Source organism: Patulibacter sp. NPDC049589, assembly GCF_040675535.1.
In the GTDB taxonomy this organism is placed as follows: domain Bacteria; phylum Actinomycetota; class Thermoleophilia; order Solirubrobacterales; family Solirubrobacteraceae; genus Patulibacter.
Map to the genome: position 1 here is coordinate 1 of NZ_JBFAPC010000118.1, position 18,066 is coordinate 18,066.

18 protein-coding genes are annotated in these 18,066 nt (G+C 75.3%); 4 read left to right on the forward strand and 14 right to left on the reverse strand.

Translation table 11 applies throughout. From position 1 onward, the window contains the following. The 3 genes from dnaG to recO form a co-directional block, all read right to left on the reverse strand. A partial coding sequence (dnaG, locus tag AB0L40_RS19290) for a DNA primase (protein WP_364358266.1) occupies positions 1–1,359 on the reverse strand: 1,359 nt, incomplete at its 3' end. 12 nt (positions 1,360–1,371) lie between these two features. Next, the gene (gene dgt / locus AB0L40_RS19295) at positions 1,372–2,499 is read right to left on the reverse strand and encodes a dGTP triphosphohydrolase (RefSeq protein ID WP_364358215.1); all 1,128 of its coding nucleotides are present in this window, start codon (positions 2,497–2,499) and stop codon (positions 1,372–1,374) included. Between the two features lie 70 nt (positions 2,500–2,569). Next, a complete protein-coding gene (gene recO / locus AB0L40_RS19300) occupies positions 2,570–3,292 on the reverse strand; it encodes a DNA repair protein RecO (protein ID WP_364358218.1) in 723 nt (240 codons plus the stop codon). Positions 3,293–3,316: 24 nt separating this feature from the next. On the opposite strand from recO, the gene AB0L40_RS19305 reads away from it, so the two are divergent. After that, a complete protein-coding gene (locus AB0L40_RS19305; RefSeq protein WP_364358221.1) occupies positions 3,317–3,571 on the forward strand; it encodes a glutaredoxin domain-containing protein in 255 nt (84 codons plus the stop codon). A gap of 73 nt (positions 3,572–3,644) precedes the next feature. On the opposite strand, the gene mutM is transcribed toward AB0L40_RS19305, so the two are convergent. The 7 genes from mutM to AB0L40_RS19340 form a co-directional block, all read right to left on the reverse strand. Further along, positions 3,645–4,493, reverse strand: a complete 849-nt coding sequence (gene mutM / locus AB0L40_RS19310) for a bifunctional DNA-formamidopyrimidine glycosylase/DNA-(apurinic or apyrimidinic site) lyase (protein WP_364358224.1) — start codon at positions 4,491–4,493, stop codon at positions 3,645–3,647. Positions 4,494–4,712: 219 nt separating this feature from the next. Beyond that, complete coding sequence (locus AB0L40_RS19315; protein ID WP_364358227.1) at positions 4,713–5,894, reverse strand: phosphopentomutase; 1,182 nt, start codon at positions 5,892–5,894, stop codon at positions 4,713–4,715. Continuing rightward, positions 5,891–6,640, reverse strand: a complete 750-nt coding sequence (locus tag AB0L40_RS19320) for a hypothetical protein (protein WP_364358230.1) — start codon at positions 6,638–6,640, stop codon at positions 5,891–5,893. Before AB0L40_RS19320 ends, AB0L40_RS19315 begins: the two co-directional genes overlap by 4 nt. Before the next feature lie 108 nt (positions 6,641–6,748). Further along, positions 6,749–7,720 carry a site-specific tyrosine recombinase XerD gene (gene xerD, locus AB0L40_RS19325; protein ID WP_364358233.1) on the reverse strand — a complete coding sequence of 324 codons (972 nt, stop codon included), beginning with the start codon at positions 7,718–7,720 and terminating at the stop codon, positions 6,749–6,751. Between the two features lie 95 nt (positions 7,721–7,815). Next, a complete protein-coding gene (locus tag AB0L40_RS19330) occupies positions 7,816–8,367 on the reverse strand; it encodes an NUDIX hydrolase (protein ID WP_364358236.1) in 552 nt (183 codons plus the stop codon). 116 nt (positions 8,368–8,483) lie between these two features. Continuing rightward, positions 8,484–9,719 (reverse strand): M20/M25/M40 family metallo-hydrolase, encoded by a 1,236-nt coding sequence (locus tag AB0L40_RS19335; protein ID WP_364358239.1) that lies wholly within the window; start codon positions 9,717–9,719, stop codon positions 8,484–8,486. Between the two features lie 14 nt (positions 9,720–9,733). Next, on the reverse strand, positions 9,734–11,398 hold the full coding sequence (locus AB0L40_RS19340) for a CTP synthase (RefSeq protein WP_364358242.1): 1,665 nt from the start codon (positions 11,396–11,398) through the stop codon (positions 9,734–9,736). A 289-nt stretch (positions 11,399–11,687) separates the two neighbouring features. On the opposite strand from AB0L40_RS19340, the gene msrB reads away from it, so the two are divergent. Both msrB and AB0L40_RS19350 read left to right on the forward strand, forming a co-directional pair. Beyond that, a complete protein-coding gene (msrB, locus tag AB0L40_RS19345) occupies positions 11,688–12,101 on the forward strand; it encodes a peptide-methionine (R)-S-oxide reductase MsrB (RefSeq protein WP_364358245.1) in 414 nt (137 codons plus the stop codon). 133 nt (positions 12,102–12,234) lie between these two features. After that, complete coding sequence (locus AB0L40_RS19350; RefSeq protein WP_364358248.1) at positions 12,235–13,200, forward strand: hypothetical protein; 966 nt, start codon at positions 12,235–12,237, stop codon at positions 13,198–13,200. Between the two features lie 68 nt (positions 13,201–13,268). On the opposite strand, the gene recN is transcribed toward AB0L40_RS19350, so the two are convergent. The 3 genes from recN to AB0L40_RS19365 form a co-directional block, all read right to left on the reverse strand. Continuing rightward, positions 13,269–14,948, reverse strand: coding sequence for a DNA repair protein RecN (gene recN, locus AB0L40_RS19355; RefSeq protein ID WP_364358251.1), 1,680 nt, complete (start codon positions 14,946–14,948; stop codon positions 13,269–13,271). Between the two features lie 159 nt (positions 14,949–15,107). Continuing rightward, a complete protein-coding gene (locus tag AB0L40_RS19360) occupies positions 15,108–15,974 on the reverse strand; it encodes an NAD(+)/NADH kinase (protein WP_364358254.1) in 867 nt (288 codons plus the stop codon). Next, positions 15,971–16,783: a TlyA family RNA methyltransferase gene (locus AB0L40_RS19365; protein ID WP_364358257.1), complete on the reverse strand. Its 813-nt coding sequence runs from the start codon at positions 16,781–16,783 to the stop codon at positions 15,971–15,973. The genes AB0L40_RS19360 and AB0L40_RS19365 overlap by 4 nt, the downstream gene beginning before the upstream one ends. Before the next feature lie 119 nt (positions 16,784–16,902). Here AB0L40_RS19365 and AB0L40_RS19370 point away from each other — a divergent pair, with 119 nt between their 5' ends. Further along, complete coding sequence (locus tag AB0L40_RS19370; RefSeq protein ID WP_364358260.1) at positions 16,903–17,256, forward strand: hypothetical protein; 354 nt, start codon at positions 16,903–16,905, stop codon at positions 17,254–17,256. A gap of 83 nt (positions 17,257–17,339) precedes the next feature. Here AB0L40_RS19370 and AB0L40_RS19375 read toward each other — a convergent pair whose 3' ends face one another. Beyond that, entirely contained in the window at positions 17,340–17,885 is a 546-nt protein-coding gene (locus tag AB0L40_RS19375; RefSeq protein ID WP_364358263.1) for a hypothetical protein, read from the reverse strand. Positions 17,886–18,066 lie beyond the last annotated feature (181 nt).

The window sequence follows — 18,066 nt, forward strand, 5'->3', positions numbered from 1 at the left end:
CCCGCGGCCGGGCGGCGGACCGGTCGGCGCCGTGCGCGGCGCGCGCGCCGTGGACGGCGCGTTCTCGATGAACGATTGCAGGGCCGCGGGGTCGAGGCGCAGCCGGCCGGCGGCCTCGTTCATGAGCTCCATCCGCAGGACGCCCGGGGCCTGCTGCGCGAAGACCGGCCGGAGGTCCTCGATGGCGCGGTCCTTGCCCTCGGCGGTCGAGAGGTCGGCCTGGGCCAGCACGTGGCCGACGTGGAAGCGGCCCAGCGCCATCGGCTCCTCGAACGCGCGCTTGATCGCCTCGGTCCCGCGCTTGACGAGGAGGTCGGCCGGATCCATGCCGTCGGGCATCAGGACGACGCGCATCTTCAGGCCGGAGCCGGCGGCGAGCTGCGCGGCGCGGAGCATCGCCTCGCGGCCGGCGCGGTCGGCGTCCAGCGCCAGGATGACCGACGGGGCGAGCTTGGTCAGCGCCTGGACCTGCTCCGGGGTCAGCGCCGTGCCCATCAGGCCGACGGCGTTGGTGAGGCCCGCCTGGTGCAGCGCGATGACGTCGGTGTAGCCCTCGCAGAGGATGACCTCGCCGGTGCGCGCCGCCTGCTTGCGCGCGTGGTGCGCGGCGAACAGGTGCCGGCCCTTGCGGTAGACGACACCGTCGGAGCTGTTGATGTACTTCGGCTTCTGGTCGGGGCCGAGCGCCCGGCCGCCGAACCCGAGGATCCGGCCGCGGCGGTCCGCGAGCGGGAACATGATCCTCCGCCGGAAGCGGTCGAACATCCGGTCGGGGTTGTCGTGCTTGCGCTGCACCACGCCCGCGGCGACCATCTCGTCGACGCTGTAGCCGGCGTGGCGGGAGCCGATCAGGACCTTGTCCCACTGGCTCGGCGCGTAGCCGACGCGGAACTCCTTCAGGAGCGCCGGGTCGAGCCCGCGGCGCTGGAGCTCCGCCCGGGCGCCCGCGCCCTCGGCCGAGTCCCACAGCTGGCGCTCGTAGAAGCGGTTCGTGCGGTCCAGGAGCTCCAGCAGGCGCCGCTCGCGGGCGCGGCGTGCGGCGGTCTCCGGATCCTCCTCCTCGGTCTTCAGCTGGATCCCGGCGCGGTCGGCGAGCAGCTCGACCGCACCGTTGAAGTCGACTCCCTCGATGAGCTCGACGTACTTGAAGAGGTCGCCGCCCTCGCCGCAGCCGAAGCAGTGGAAGAGCTTCTCGTCGACGTTGACGGAGAACGACGGCGTGCGCTCGTCGTGGAACGGGCAGAGCCCGGTCATCCGGCCCGTGCCGGCGCGGCGCAGCTCCACGCGCTGCTCGATCAGGGTCGCGAAGTCGGTGGCGTCGCGGATCCGGTCGAGGTCCTCTCGGGCGTAGCGGGGGATGGCGGCGTCCCCTCAGCCGGCGTGGACGCGCGGTATGACGAGGTCGGCGTAGGCGCGCAGGGCGTAGCGGTCGGTCATCCCGGCGACCCAGTCGGTCGCGCGCTGCAGGGCGTCCGCCTCGGGGTCCGCGTCCCGCTGCACGTGGTACTGGTCCCACCCGCCGTCGTCGATCCCGAGCGGCAGGCGGGCGGCCTCGGGCGCACCGTCGGCGGCGCGGGCCTGCGTCTCGAGGTGGTGGTCGAACAGCCGGCGGACGAGGTCGTGCGCGCGGCGGTGCTGGTCCTGGGCGGCCGGGGCGAGGTAGACGTGCTCGAACATCCAGGTCCGCAGCGCGTCCATCGCCTCGCCGGCGGCGGCGCCCTGGGCGATGTCGCCGCCGTCGCGCGAGGTCGCGACGAGGTCCTGGACGAGCCGGTCGATGCGCCGGGACGGCGTCGGGCCGAGCTCGCCGATCGGGCCGGCGGGCAGGTCGCGCTCACGCAGGACCCCGGCGCGGATCGCGTCGTCGATGTCGTGGTTGAGGTAGGCGATGCGGTCGACGATCCGGACGATCCGGCCCTCGAGCGTGCGCGGCATCGGGGCGCGGCCGGAGTGGCAGGCGATGCCGTCGACGACGTCGGCGCAGAGGTTCAGGGCGCGGCCGCCGACCTCGCGGACGGTGCTCGGGGCGTCCTCGAGCGTGGTGACGATCCGGACGGAGTGCTCCCAGTGGCGGAAGTGCCGGCCGTGGGGCTCCAGGCACGCGTCCAGCGCCTCCTCGCCGATGTGGCCGAACGGCGCGTGGCCGAGGTCGTGGCCCAGGCCGATCGCCTCGACGAGGTCCTCGTTGAGCTCGAGCGCCCGGGCGACGGTGCGGGCGATGCCGGTGACCTCGAGCGTGTGCGTGAGGCGGGTCCGGTAGTGGTCGCCCTCGGGCGCCAGGAACACCTGGGTCTTGTGCTTCAGGCGCCGGAAGGCCTTGGAGTGCACGACGCGGTCGCGGTCGCGCTGCAGCGGGGTCCGGAGGGGGTCGTCGGCCTCCTCGGCGGCGCGGCCCGTCGGCCAGGTGCGGGCCGCGGTGGGCGCGAGGAACGTCGCCTCGAAGGCCCGGCGGCGGGCGTGCGGGTCGCCGAGGCTCGGGGTGGGGACGACGGCGGACATCACGCCCATCTTCGCAGCCGGTGACGACGAGCCCCGGCGCGGCGCGGAGTCGTCGCGATCCCGCCGGTGTTCAGTCGTCGCGGCCGCGCAGGTCCACGCCGAGGTGGTGGGCGGCGATGCCCTCGAAGGCCCGGGCGACCTGACGGCCGGCCCGCTCCTCCAGCGGCGGGGCCTCGGACAGCGGCGCGCCGAGCGCCTCGACCATGAACGACAGCGCCGCGGCGTCCATCCCGGCGGCCCCGGCCTGGCAGCTCGCGCACACGACGCCCCCCGCGGACGCGTCGAACGCGACGAGGTGGTCGGTCCGGCCGCAGCGCACGCACGCGCCGAGCGCCGGCGGCACCCCGAGCGCGTAGAGGAGCTTCAGCCGGAACGCCTGCTGGAGCCCCTCGTGCGCGGCGTCGGGCCGGGCGTCCAGCAGCGCCAGCAGCGTGCGCGTCAGCCCGTGGACGCGCTCGGCCGGCTCGTCGGGCGCCGCGGTGCGGTCGACGACGTGGCAGGCGCGCTGCGCGTGGGTGAGCGCCGCGTGGCTCGTGAGGATGCGGTGGTGGACGGCGACGGTGTCGGCGCCGACGACGGTGTGGAGGTCGCTGCGGCCGCGGATCAGCTCCAGCCGGACGACCGACAGCGGCTCGAGCCGGCCACCGAGCTTGCTCTTCGGGCGCCGGGCCCCGCGCGCCACCGCGCCGACGCGGCCGTGCTCGGGCGTGATCGCGTGGAGGATGCGGTCGGCCTCGCCGTACCGCATGGAGCGGAGCACGACGGCCTCCGTGCTCACTCGCGTGCCGCTCACGGGCCTACTATACTTTGTGAAGTCATGAGTTCGATCACGGTCTACACCACGAACGCCTGCCCCTTCTGCGTCCGCGCCAAGGCGCTGCTCGACGCCCGCGGCCTCCCGTACGAGGAGATCAACCTCGGCCGCGATGCCGAGGACCGCGCGAAGCTCGCACAGAAGACGGGGATGATGACGTTCCCGCAGATCCTGATCGACGAGCAGCTCGTCGGCGGGTTCGACGAGCTCTCGGCGGCCGACAAGTCCGGCCGCCTCAAGGAGCTCGTCAGCGCCTGAGGTCGGGCGAGGCCCCGGTCTCGCCCCTCGTGTCGGTCGCCCGGGTCCGGGCGGCCGGTGAGCGTCGCGCCCGTCAGCGCACCGCCGTCGTCCGCCGCGCCCGCGGGCGCGGCTGGCAGCGGTCGCAGCTGTAGGTCCCCCGCCCGCCGACGACGCGCTTCGTCACGGGCGTCCCGCACTCCGGGCACGGCAGCCCGGCGCGCCGGTGGACCATGAAGTCGTTCTGGAACCAGCCCTCGACGCCGTCGACGTGGCGGAAGTCGTCGATCGTCGCCCCGCCCGAGGCGATGCCGTGCTCGAGCGACACCCGGACGCCCTCGGCCAGGAGCGCGCACTGCGCCCGGGTCAGGCGGTCGCCGGGCCGCTGCGGGTGGACCTTGGCGAAGAACAGCGCCTCGTCGGCGTAGATGTTGCCGACCCCGGCGACGACGAGCTGGTCGAGCAGCAGCGCCTTGATCGGCGAGCGGCGGTGGTGGACCGCCGCGTAGAGCGCCGCGCCGTCGAAGGCCTCCCCCAGCGGCTCCGGGCCCAGGCGCGCGTCGAGGTGCGCGGTCGCGTCGGCGTCGTCGGCGAAGTACCGCCCGGTCCCGAACCGCCGCGGGTCGCAGAAGCGGACGACCGTGCCGTCGTCCAGCGTCAGGACGACCCGCTGGTACGGGACGTCCGCGTCGGCCCCGACGAGCAGCGTGCCCGTCATCCGCAGGTGCAGCAGGAGGGTGCCGGCGTCGGTCCGCCAGACGAGGTGCTTGCCGCGCCGCTGCAGCGCGAGGATGCGGCGGCCGATCAGCGCCTGCTCGGTCGCCGCGGCGTCGTCGGGGACGCACCATCGCGGGTCGAGGATCTCGACGCCCTCCAGGATCCGTCCTTCGAGGTGCGGGCGCAGCTGCCGCGTGATCGTCTCCACCTCGGGCAGCTCGGGCACGTCCCCGACGGTAGTGGGCCGAGGACGCGGCCCGCGGCCCGACGGGAGATCGCGCCACACGGCGGACCACCGGACCACCGGGGTGGGCACGTCGCCGGCACCGTCCAGACCGCCGCGCGGCAGGTCGATCGGCCCGAACGCCGAACCGCCGGGACCGCGGCGGGGCCGCGGATGCGGGGGTGGAACCCACAGCATCGCGTCGCGGCGGTCTCCGGGTCGCTACGGCACGAACGACCGACCGGGCAGACCGTCGGCCGGCTCGCCCGTCAGCCAGCGCACCGCGGACGCCCCGACGTCCGCGAGCACGCCGTCGTGGCGATGCCCGAGTCGGCCGCCGTCCGGGCCCGGCACGACCGCCAGCAGCGGCGCGTGCTCGCGGGTGTGGAACGGGTGCGGCGCGGCCGGGTCGACGCCGTGGTCGGCCGTCAGCACGAGCAGGTCGCCCGGGCCCAGGCGCCGCCGCCAGCGGCCGACGGCCACGTCGATCGCCCGCAGCGCCGCGTGGAAGCCCGCGGTGTCCTTGCGGTGGCCGTAGCGGTCGTCGGTCTCCACGAGGTTGACGAAGGCGAGCCCGTCGTCGAGCTCGTCGAGCAGCCCGTCGACCGCCTCGATCGCCGCCGCGTTGCTCGTGGCCGATCGCGCGGCGTCGAAGCCGCGGCCGGCGAAGACGTCGACGACCTTCCCGACGCCGTGAACGCCGACGCCGCGGTCCTGCAGGACGTCGAGGTGGGACCGGGTCGGCGGCGGCGTGGCGACGTCCATGCGGCCACCGGTCCGCGCGAACGCGCCGGGCGGGCCGGTGAACGGCCGCGCGATCACCCGCGCGGGGCGCAGCGCGTCGGGGAGCCCCGCGTGCAGCCGCCGGCAGAGGTCGTGGAGCGCCGGGATGGGCAGCGCGTCGTCGTGTGCCGCCACCTGCAGCACCGAGTCGACCGCCGAGGTGTAGAGGATCGGCCGCCCCGTCCGCAGGTGCTCGTCGCCCCACCGGTCCAGGGCGCGCAGGCCGTCGGTCACGGCCCCGCCGAGCAGCCCGTGACCGGCCGCGCGTTCCATCGTCGCCAGCTCGTCCGCGGGGACGCCGTCGGGCCACTGCGCGAGCGTCGCCGGGGCCGCGACGCCCATGAGGCCCCAGTGGCCGACGATCGAGTCCTTGCCCGGTCCGATCGCCGCGAGCCGCCCGTGGACGCCCGGAGCGGGCGACGGCACCACGCCGCGGATCGCCGTCAGGTGCCCGAGCCCCAGCGCGCCGAGCTCCGGGAGCACGAGGCCGCCCTCGATCGCGGCGAGGTGCGCGAGGGTGTCGGAGCCCGCGTCGCCGTACTCCGCGGCGTCCGGCAGCGCGCCCACGCCACAGCCGTCGAGGACGACGACGAAGGCGCGGCGACGGGCCGCCCCGGTCACCGGCTGACGCCTGGGACCTGGTCCTGCGCCCGCACCCGGCGCCAGTCCTTGGCGATCGTCAAGGACCGCAGGATCGGGCGGAAGACCGTCGCGTCCACCCGGCGGAACGACGAGCCCGTCGAGTACGCGTCGATGACGATCTCGCGGCCGCCGACGAAGAGGTGCGTCGAGCGGATCGTGCGCGGACGGCCCAGGATCTTGGCGGTGCCACGCAGCTGGATCGCGGGGAGGCCGTCGTAGCGGGTGACGGCCTTCTTGTCGACGTGGAACGACGCGTCGCGCTGCTCCGCGGCGGACTTCAGGTTGCCCATCGCCGTCGTGAGCGCCGCCTTCGTCCGCGGTCCGCGGCGCTTGCGCGGGTAGATCCAGATCGAGAGCACGCCCGGGCCGCTGGTGACGACGCAGACGAGGTACGGCTGCTGCGGGTCGGGCGGGGCGGCCTGGCCGTCGCAGCCGCGGGTGCTCCACGGATCGCGCGGCAGCTTCACGAGCGTGCCGAAGCCGACGTTCTGCCGCTCCACGAACCCGCCGCTGGGCGGCGACGGGCGGACGAGCTCGGTCGGCGGCGTGCGCTCGCGGCCCCCGCCGAGCAGCGGGAAGATCAGGAGCACGGCGGCGATGACGACGATCCCGGCGGGTCCGATCCGCCACCACGTCCGGCGGCGGTGGTCGGGTCGCCCGGCGCCCATGGGGCCCGGGACCGGACGCCGCGGGATGCGGCGGGGCGTGCGCGGAGCGGTGGGCACGCGGCGATTCTGGCGCACCTCGCCCCCGCGGCGCGCAGCGCCGGTCGACGACCCCGTGCGGAACGGGGCCGTCCGGTGCAGGCGGCCGTCGTCGCGCGCCCGCCGCCTTCAGACGTGCTGTGCCCGCGGGTGGGCGTCGCGGTAGACGTCCTGGAGCCGCTGGGCCGAGAGGTGCGTGTACATCTGGGTGGTGGCGATGTCGGCGTGGCCGAGCATCTCCTGCAGCGTGCGCAGGTCGCAGCCGCCGGCGAGCAGGTGCGTCGCGAAGCTGTGGCGCAGCGTGTGCGGGCTCATGCGGTCGTCGAGGCCGGCGCTCTTGGCGTGGCGCTGGACGATCTTGTAGAGCCCCTGGCGGCTGAGCTTGCCCCCACGGGCGTTGACGAAGAGCGCGCGCTCGCTGCCGCCGCCGACCATCGTGCCGCGGGCGTCGCGGAGGTAGCGGACGAGCGCGTCGACGGCGCGACGGCCGACGGGGACCATCCGCTCCTTGCTGCCCTTGCCGCGGGCGCGCAGCATGCCGTCCTCGACGTCGACGTCGCCGACCTCCAGGCCGGTCGCCTCGCTGGCGCGCAGCCCGCAGGCGTACATGAGCTCGAGGATCGCGCGGTCGCGCAGGACGATCGGCTCGGCGCTGCCGTCGCGGCCGGGCATCGCCAGGAGCTTGGCGACCTCCGCCCGGGTCAGGACCTTGGGCAGCTGCTCGCGCTTGCGGGGGCCGCGGACGTCGGCGGTCGGGTCGGCCTCGAGCAGGCCCTCGCGGCGGACGTGGCGGTAGAACGAGCGCAGGCAGGCCGCCTTGCGCTGGACCGTCGCCGCGGCGGCCGGGCGCCGCTCGGTGCCGTCGGCCGCCGTCCCGCCGGCCGCGAGGCCGTCGAGGAAGGCCGTGATGTCGTCGCCCGTCGCCGTCAGCACGTCGTGCTCGCGCGGGGCCATGAACGCCACGTACTGCCCGAGGTCCGAGCGGTACGCGTCGAGCGTGTTGCGTGAGAGGCCACGCTCGAACTCGAGGTACGCCAGGAAGTCGAGGACGAGTCCGGCGACGGTGGGGAGCGTGGTGGACGCTGCGGCGGGTGGGTTCATGGACGGGGGCTGGATGCGCCCCCGCCGACCCGCCCCCTGCTCCGTGCAACGGGCCGTGCGGCCGCTGCAACGGACGGTGCGCCGCCGCCCGCGGCTCAGAGCCCGGGCAGGCCGTGCGCCTTGGCCCACAGCAGGGCGATGACGGTCTTGCCGTCGGAGACCTGCTCGAGCGCGCCGTCGAGGTCGTCGACCGGCCAGCGGACGACCTCGATCCGCTCGTCCTCACCGCTGTCGGCCGACTCCTCGCTCAGGTCCCACGCGATGTAGACGTAGGCCTTCTCGTCGAGGATCCCGACCGACGGCTGGTAGGTGAGCATGTGCTGCCACCCGGCGGCGGCGTAGCCGATCTCCTCCGCCAGCTCCCGCTTCGCGCAGTCCAGCGGCGGCTCTCCCGGCTTGTCGAGGCGGCCGGCCGGGATCTCCAGGCTGTCGGGCTGTCCGATCGCCTCGCGCGGCTGACGGGTCAGCAGGAGGTCCTTGCCGTCGTGGACGAGGATGCCCACGGCACCGGTCGTGCGGACGATCTCGCGCTTGACCTCCTTGCCGTCGGCGAAGCGGAAGGTGTCCTCGACGAGGTGCACGATCCGCCCGTCGTAGAGCACCTTCCCGCCGGTCCGCTCGAACTGCCGGTCGCGTGCCTCGCTCATGCCAGCAACCTAGATGATCGTCCCGCCCGCCTCGCGGGACGTTCGAGGAGCCCCGGTCTCCCCCCGCGCGGCGGTGCCGGTCCCGGCCGGAGCGGCGCCGTGGACCGCCGGGCCGGTCAGGCGGCGGCGCCGCGGACGACCGCCGCCAGCAGGTCCAGCGTGCGGCCCAGGTCGGGGTCGTCGATCGACTCCCCCGCCTCGTGCGCGCCGCGGTTGCCGCCGGCGAGGTTCACCGTCGGCAGGCCCCGCGCGTTCAGGACGTTCGCGTCGCTGCCGCCGGCGTCCGCGAACGGCCGGGGCTCCAGGCCCACGGCGCGCAGGGCGGCCTCCGCGACGCGGACCGCCGGCGCCGACGGCGCGTGGGCGTACGGCCGGAAGCGCGTCTCCAGCGTCAGGTCGAGGTCCACGGGGCCCGCCGGGTCGTGGACCGCGTCGTGCAGGGCGGCCTCGACCGCGTCGACCGTCCGCTGCAGCGCGGCGTCGTCGGGGGCGCGGAGCTCGCCGACGATGCGGGCGTGGGCCGGGACGACGTTCGTGACGACCGGGGGCGCCGACGCCGTCACCCCGCCCTCGACGAACCCGACGTTGACCGTGCTGCCGTCGGCCTGTCGGCCGGCGGGCAGCGCCAGCACCGCGCGCGCGGCGGCGAGGACCGCGCTGCGGCCCTGCTCCGGCGCGATCCCGGCGTGGGCGGCCCGTCCGGTGAGGTGGGCCTCGAAGCGCACGTGCCCGGGAGCGCCCAGGACGAGGCCGCCCAGCGGGCTGGGGTGGTCGACCACGAAGCCGTACGGCGACCGCAGGACCGACCGGTCGAAGGCCGTGATGCCGCGCAGCTGGGGCTCCTCCTGCACGGTCAGCAGGACCTCGACGGCGACGTCCACCGGCCGGGCGACGAGCACTTCGGCCAGGGTCAGGAGCGCCGCGACCGTCGCCTTGTTGTCGGCGCCCAGGACGCCGCCCTCGCCGTCGCGCCAGACGCCGTCCTCCAGGACCGGGCGGACGACCGGGCCCACCGGCACGGTGTCGAGGTGCGCGCAGAGCAGCACCCACGGTGCGGCACCGCCGCGGTCGGGGTCGTCGGGCGTCCCGCCGGCGGCAGGGACGCGGCAGAGGACGTTGCCGGCCGTGCCGCGGAGGTCGCCGGCGGTGTCGTCCTCGACCGGACGCAGGCCGAGCGCGCGCAGGCGGCCGAGCACGGCGTCGGTGACGGCGCGCTCCTCGCCCGACGGGCTGCGCACCGCGCAGAGCGCCGCGAACGTCGCGCGCAGGCGCTCGTGGTCGGCGCCCGACGGCGTGCCCGGGGCGTCGAACAGCGAGCCGAGCCCCGGAGGGCCCCCGTGGTCCGGGGGCACGGACGGCCCGGTCGCTACGACCGGGCCTCCTCGACGGCGTCGCGGCGCGCGTCGTCGCGCTCCGACGCGCGGCGGTGCGCCGTGGCGACGAAGCCCTGGAAGATCGGGGACGGCCGCTCGGGCCGGCTCTTGAACTCCGGGTGCGCCTGCGCGGCGACGAAGAACGGGTGCTCGGGCAGCTCGATCGCCTCGACCAGGCGGCCGTCCGGCGACGTGCCGCCGACGACGAGGCCGGCGCCCTCGAGCTTGCGGCGCAGGGTGATCGAGACCTCGTAACGGTGGCGGTGGCGCTCGTAGATCGTCTCCTCCGCGTACATCTCGCGAATCCGGGTGCCGGGGGCCAGGCGGATCGGGTCCGCGCCCAGGCGCATCGTGCCGCCGAGGTCGCGGACCTCCTTCTGCTCGGGCAGGAGGTCGATCACGGGCCACTCGGTCTCGGGGTCGAACTCGGTGGAGTTCGCGCCCGGCATGCCGGCCACGTGGCGGGCGAACTCGGCGACCGCGATCTGCATGCCGAGGCAGATGCCCAGGTACGGGATGCGCTGCTCGCGGGCGACCTTGCAGGCGAGGATCTTGCCCTCGATGCCGCGGCCGCCGAAGCCGCCCGGGACGAGGATGCCGTCGACGCCGGAGAGGCGGTCCAGGGCGGCCTGCTCGGTCTCCAGGTGCTCCGAGTCGACCCAGTCGATCTCGATCTGGGTGCCGTCCCACGCGCCGGCGTGCTTGAGGGCCTCGACGACGGACTTGTACGCGTCCTCGAGCTTGACATACTTGCCGACGACCGCGATGCGGGTGACGCCGGTCGCGGCGTGGACGCGGCGGACGACCTCCTCCCAGGCGCTGATGTCCGGCGCCGGGGCGTCGAGGCCGAAGTGGTCCAGGACGCGCTGGTCGACGTTCTCCTGCCGGTACCAGAGCGGGATCTCGTAGACGTCGGCGACGTCCTTGCCCGAGATGACCATGTCCTCGGGCAGCGCGGTGCCCAGGGCGATCTTGGAGCGGATCTCGCGGCTGAGGACGGCCTCGGAGCGGCAGATCAGCATGTCCGGCTGCAGGCCGATGCGGCGCAGCTCGTTGACGGAGTGCTGGGTCGGCTTCGTCTTCAGCTCGCCCGCGTGCTTGATGTACGGCACGAGCGTCAGGTGCACGTACATGCAGTTGCGCCGGCCGACGTCGACCGGGAACTGGCGGATCGCCTCGAGGAACGGCAGCGACTCGATGTCGCCGACCGTGCCGCCGATCTCGCAGATCACGACGTCGACGTCGGAGGACTCGCCCGCGAGCTTGATGCGGTTCTTGATCTCGTTGGTGATGTGCGGGACGACCTGGACCGTGCCGCCCAGGTAGTCGCCCCGGCGCTCGCGCCGGATGACGGTGTCGTAGATGCCGCCCGTCGTGACGTTGGACGCCTTCGACGTGTTCGTGTTCGTGAAGCGCTCGTAGTGGCCGAGGTCGAGGTCGGTCTCGGCGCCGTCCTCGGTCACGAAGACCTCGCCGTGCTGGTACGGCGACATCGTGCCGGGGTCGACGTTGATGTACGGATCGAGCTTCTGCAGCGAGACCGTCAGTCCGCGCGCGACGAGGAGCCGGCCGATGGACGCGGCGGCGATGCCCTTCCCCAGCGAGGAGACGACGCCTCCCGTGACGAACACGTACTTGGTCGGGGAACGGTCTGGCACGGCGGGATTCCTCACCTGAGAGCTGCTGGACGGCGGGATCGGAGGGCGGTCGGCGGCCTGCGGGCCGTGGCCGGACGGTCGGCGCGACCTCCTGATCCGTCCACCACGGTACTGGGCCCGCCGGACGCGCCCGGGCTCGCCCGCGCCCGCGACCCGGCCCCCGCGACCCGTTTGTCGCCCTGTGCAGGAGGGTTGCGGTCCGGGTTGCGCGACATGAGACGATGAAGGGGACGCAGGAGGCCCTCGCCACCCGCGCCGGTCCGCCCTCCGAGACCCGGGAGACCCCAGCATGGCCGACACCACCCCCACCACCCAGCCCGCCGGCGTGAACGTCAAGCCGGACGAGGAGCTCACCCCGGAGCAGTACGCCGTCCTGCGCCAGTGCGGCACGGAGCCGGCGTTCTCCGGCAAGTACTGGGACACGAAGGACGACGGGACGTACCGCTGTGCGGCATGTCACGCGGAGCTCTTCGCCAGCGACACGAAGTTCGACTCCGGCACCGGCTGGCCGAGCTTCACGGACCCGGTCGTCGCCGACGCCGTGACCCTCCACGAGGACCGCGCCTACGGCATGGTCCGCATCGAGGCCAAGTGCGCCAACTGCGGCGGCCACCTGGGCCACGTCTTCCCGGACGGACCGGGCCCCAGCGGCCAGCGCTGGTGCATCAACTCCGCGTCGCTGGACCTCGCCCCCAAGGGCTGAGCACCCGACGGTCCGCCCGGCCTCCCCGACGGAGGCCGGGCGGCTCCGGCGCCCTCCGCGGGACGCCGGCCCCGCCGGGACGAGCATCAGGTCGGCCGGCGCCTCTGCGGTGGCCCCGACCTACGCTGTGGCGGTGTGTGCTCTCCCGTCCCGTTCCCTCCTGCTCGCCTCGACGGCCTGCGCCGTCGCCGGCGCCACCGCCGTCCCCGCGACGGCCCACGACGCGCCGATGCCCGCGAGCGCCCGCCACGGGCTCCTGCCGGACGAGCCGTGGGTGATGGCGCACTGGGCGCCGTTCGACGAGCGCGTCCTGACGACCGGCCTGGGGCTGCGCCCCGCGCAGCTCGAGGCGTTCCTCTACGACGACCACCACACGATCGCGCAGCTCGCGCGGCAGCGGCACGTCGGCTTCACCGGCCTCGTCCGCCGCCTCACGGCGTGGGCCGACGCCGTTCCCGGCGCCGACCGGGCCGAGATGGAGCGCCGCACCCGACTGGTGCTCGTGAGCGGGCACCTGGCCCAGCACCTGTTCTTCCACGTGTTCCACGGCTCCGACCTCGTCCCGCCCGTCGTGCGGACGGCCGGGATCAGCTGGACCACGTTCGACGCGCAGAGGGCACGACGGTGGAGCCTCCGCCGGGTGGTGTCCGCGTCGGGCGGGGACGCCGTCGCGGTCGAGCGGTCCGTGGCCGCGATGATCGACGCCGAGCGCGACCGCGGCATCTCCGGCCTGCAGACCCCGCGGTCCCAGGGCGTCCGGCTCGCCTCCCGGCAGCGCGGGCGGCTGCACTGCTGGTTCACGCGGCCGGCCCAGTCGCTGGACCCCGCAGCGCCCTACGACCGCGGCTACACGAAGCACGCGGCGTCGCACACGAGCCGCGACGTGCCCCGGACCCGGGCCGAGCAGGCGGTCGAGGAGCGGAGGATCTCCCGAGGTCTCGCCGGCCGGCCCGCCGCCTGCTGGGACCTGCCGCAGCAGTTCCGCAGCGACACCGGCGCTCCGCTGTCGCGGCACCGCCTCCGCGTGCTCGGCGGCGTCCCGTCGGGGTTCAAGGGCGCCGTCAACGACGGCACGCACCACCGCGAGCACGACATGTAGGGAGGTCGAGCCGCGTAACCGCGGCCGAGCGGGCCCCGCGGCCGTGCGCCGTGCCCCGGACCGGGTGCTCAGGCGGCGCTGCGGAGCTCCTCCGCGTGGCGGAGGGCTCCCTCGTCGCCCGTCTCGCCGCCGAGCATCCGGACGAGCTCGCCGACGACCTCGGGGTCGTCGAGCCGGCGCACGACGGTGACGGCGGTGTCCTGCGACGTGTCCTTCTCGATCGCGAAGTGGCGGTCGGCCAGGGCGGCGATCTGCGGCAGGTGGGTGATGCAGAGGACCTGGCCCTCGCGACCCAGGGCCCGCAGCTGCTCGCCGACCGCGCGGCCGGTCTGACCGCCCACGCCGGCGTCGATCTCGTCGAAGACCTGGGTGGCGTCCGTGCCCGCCCCGGCGACCGCCAGCAGCGCGAGCATCACGCGCGAGAGCTCGCCGCCCGAGGCCGCGTCCCGAACCGGTGCGGCGGGGACGCCGGGGTTCGGGGCCAGCAGCAGCTCGCACTGGTCCGCCCCGGTGGGTCCCGCCTCGCCGCGCGGCTCGATGTGGACCTCGAGCGTCGCCGACGGCATCGCCAGGCCGGCCAGCCGGGCCACGACGGCGTCCGCCAGCAGCGGGGCCGCCTCGGTGCGGGCGTCGGTCAGCTCGCCTGCCAGACGCTCGCGACGCTGCCGGGCCTCGGCGAGATCGGCCTCGGCGACCTCGGTCGCGCCCTCGACGTCCTCGTACTCCGCGATCCGCTGGCGGCAGCGCTCGGCGTGGTCCAGCACCGCGAGGACGCTGCCGCCGTGCTTGCGCTCCAGCCGCGACAGGGCCTGCAGGCGCTCCTCGACGCGCTCGAGCTCGGCCGGGTCGGCGTCCAGGCGCTCGAGGTGCCGCGCCAGCTCGGCGGCCAGGTCGTCGGCCTCGATCCGCAGGGAGCTCAGCCGGGCGGCCAGCACGTCCAGGTCCGGATCGACGCCCGCGACGCCGTCCAGCGCGGACTCGCCCGCGGCGAGGCCGGCACCGGCGCTGCCCTCCTCCGAGCCCAGGGCCTGGGAGGCGACGTAGGCGGCGCCGCGCAGGGCCTCGACGTGCCGAAGGCGCTCGCGGGAGGCGGCGAGCTCCTCCTGCTCGCCCTCGACCGGGGCGACGTCGTCGATCTCCTGGAGCTCGAAACGCAGGAGGTCGAGCTCGCGCTCCCGCGCCCCGGCGGCGTCGTGGAGCTCCGCCAGGCGGCGCTTGGCGTCCCGCTCCGCGGCGTGGGCGGCCGCGTGTGCGTCGCGGCGCTCCAGGTGCTTGCCGCCGCCCTTGCGCGCCGCGCAGAACGCATCGAGCAGCCCGAGCTGGGCGGCCGGCGAGAGCAGCCGGCGGGCCTCGTGCTGGCCGTGGAAGGCCAGGAGGGCGCCGCCGACCTCGCGCAGGTCGGCCGCCGTCGCGGAGCGGCCCCCGATGAAGGCGCGGGAGCGGCCCTCGGCGGTCACACGCCGGGCCAGGACGACCTCGTCCTCGCCCTCCGGCAGCCGCTCGACGATCTCCGGCGGCAGGACGTCCGTGCGGCCGTTGAGGGCGAAGACCCCCTCGACCCAGGCCTCGCTCGCGCCCGGGCGGACGATGCCGTTGCGGGGCTTCGCGCCCAGCAGCAGGTCGAGCGCGTGCGCGAGCACGGTCTTGCCCGCGCCGGTCTCGCCCGTGACGACGTTCAGTCCGGGGACGAGGTCCAGCTCCGCCCGCTCGATCAGGAGCAGGTTCTCGACGCGCAGCTCGAGCAACACGAACACAGGTTCGCATCCCCCGCGGACGGATCGCGTGAACGACCCGTTTCGGGACGCTTCCGGCGCACTTCCGCGGCCGGACCCCATGCGGGTGCCCCGAGCCTCGTCGGCACCCGACGCGCCCGTCCCCGCGACACTCGCGGCGGGGCCCGCACCCCATCAGCCGGCGAGGCGCCCGAACTTCTCGCGCAGGCGACGGTAGAAGCTCGTGCCCTCGGTCTGGGCGAGCACCGCGGCCTCGCGGCGGAAGTGGATCCGCAGCGTCTCCCCCGCGCCCAGCAGGCCCCGCGGACGGCCGTCGACGCCGAGCTCCACGGGCGAGGAGGAGCCGTTGTAGAGCTCGAGCTCGCCGTCCGGCGCGACCACCAGGGCGCGGGCCGACAGCGTGTGCGGCGCGATGAACGAGACCGCGTAGCCCTCGACACCCCAAGCGAGCACGGGGCCGCCGTTGGCGAGGTTGTAGCCCGTCGAGCCGGCGGGTGTGGAGACCACGAGCCCGTCGCAGCGCACGTGCCCCACGTCGTCGCCGCCGATCCCGTACCGCAGCTCGGCGACGCGGTCGCCGGAGCGGCGGTTGACGCTGACGTCGTTCATCGCCGAGTACGAGCTGCCGTCGGGCAGGGTCGCCTCCAGCGCGGGCAGGCCGAGGACCTCGAAGTCGCCGGCGAACGCCTGGCGCAGCCCCGCCTCCTGCTCGGCCGGGTCGATGGTCGCGAGGAACCCGATCTCCCCGAGGTTGACCGCGAAGACCGGCACACCGGTCCAGATCTGGCGGCGCAGGCCCTTGAGGATCGTCCCGTCGCCGCCGAGGACGACACAGAGGTCGGAGTCCGAGCGATAGCCGCCCCCGATGACGAGCCCGGGACCCTCGGTGAGGCCGTGCTTCTCGACCTCGTGGTGGTCGAAGCGCAGCTCGGTGCCGGTCTCCCGGGCCACCGTCATGAGGGCCCGCAGCGCGTCCGCGGACTGGGCGGGACGGCCGTGCGTCAGGACCGAGGCGGTCCGGACCGGGCGGTCCTCGCTCACGGGGCATCCTCCGGCTCGGCCCCGAGCGCCAGCGCGTCGAGGTCGTCGACGCCTCCACGCTCGGCCTCGGCGAGGTGCAGGAAGGTCTCGCGATTGCCCTTGGGGCCCGGCAGGCCGGAGGGCGCGGCCGCCAGGACCGACCAGCCCTGGGCCGCGGCCGCCGCGGCGACGGTGCGGATGGCCTCGCGGCGCAGCGCGGGCTCGCGCACGACGCCGCCCCGGCCGACCCGCCCGCGGCCGAGCTCGAACTGCGGCTTGACCATCAGGAGCGCGTCGAAGCGCTCCGCGACGACGGCCTGCAGCGCCGGCAGGAGCTTCGTCAGCGAGATGAAGGAGACGTCGGCGACGACGAGGTCCGGCGCGAAGGGCAGCTGCTCGGGGGTGAGCTCACGCGCGTTCTGGCGCTCGATCACGGTCACGCGCTCGTCCTCGCGGATCGACCAGGCGAGCTCGCCGTAGGCCACGTCGACCGCCGCCACGGCGACGGTGCCGCGCTGCAGCAGGCAGTCGGTGAACCCGCCCGTCGACGCGCCGACGTCGATCGCGCGGCGGCCGGAGACGTCGACGCCGAGCGCGTCGAGCGCGTTCTCGAGCTTCGTCCCCCCGCGGGACACGTAGCGGGCGGCGACGGCCGTCTCGACCTCGACGTCGTCGGTGACCTGGAGGCCGGGCTTCAGCGGCCGGGCGTGCGGGTTGGCCCCCGGCCCGCCGAGCCGGACGGCTCCGGCGAGGACCGCGGCGGCCGCCGCGGACCGCGACGGATACAGGCCTCGTTGGTGCAGGAGCGTGTCGAGGCGGACCTTGGGCATGCGCGAGCACACCGTACCGCCTGGCCGCCCCGACCCCCGGGCCCCGGTTCCGACCCCCGGTAGGTTCCGTGACCCCAGCCACACCGGTGGTGCGCCGACCCGGGGACCATCGACGGACGATGAGCTCCTCCCGACGTCTCTCCTACGCCGCCCACGGCGCCGTCGAGTTCCCCCTGGGGCTCGCGCTGATGGCCGCGCCGTTCCTGCTCGGCGCCGACCCGTCCGGCACCGTGGTGGCCGTCGCCCTGGGCGTGCTGGTCTGCGGGGTCGCCCTGACGTCCGTCGGCGGCCCGCGCGGCAGCGCGATCCCGCTGTCGGTGCACGAGTCCTACGACCAGGCGCTCGCGCTCGGCGGGGCGGGCGGGGCGATCGCGCTGGCGATCGTCGGCCAGCTGCCCGTCGCCGTCGCGCTCCTCGTGATCTCGCTCGCGTTGCTCGCCCTCAGCTCGGCCACGCGCTACAGCGGTCGCTGAGCGACCCCGCCGTGCCGATCCGGCCCCGGCGCGGCCGACGTCGGGACGGCACGGGCGCGCGGCGACGGCCGCGGTCTCGGCGCTCAGCGCGGCCTGGCGGCGACCCGGAGCTGCACCCTGCTGTCCGCGCCGATGACCGTCGCGACGTCGTACGTCCGGCCGTCGGCCTTCACGAGCGCGCACGTGACCGACGGCTCGGTCGGGAGCCGGATCGTCGCGGGGCACGTGAGCGACCGCGCATCGGAGCCCAGCCGCTTGCGCACGAGGACGAGCACCTGACTCGCGATCACGCGCCCTTCGGCGACGCCGCCGACGGCCCGCACGCGGAACGAGACCGTGTCGCCCTTCACCGCCGTGATCGTCCCCCGGAGTACGAGCTTCGTGCCGGACGGGTTCCGGCCGGTGCACGCCAAGGGGGCGTCGGCCTCGACCTTCACGCCGTCGGCGCAGGCGACGCCGGTCAGGCGCACGCCCTGGGCCGCGAACCGCTGGGCGATGGCATGTTCGACCTTGGCGCGCGCTGTCGGTCCGTCGTCCTCCTTCGCGCCGGATCCACCGCATGCCGCCAAGCCCGACACGACCGCGAGGACGACGATCGGGGCGGCGAGACGGGCGGTGCGCGGTGGCATTGCGCGGACTCTACGGCGCGCCGAGGGACCACGGCCGAGTCCCGAGGCCGCCCCGTCAGGCGCCGGCGGCGGTGGCGCCCACGGCCTCCCCCGCGCCGGGCACGGGCTCGTCGAGGAAGACCAGGTCGATCGCGACGTCCCGGCCCTCCACGTCGAAGACCGGCACGGCCTCGCGGTGGAA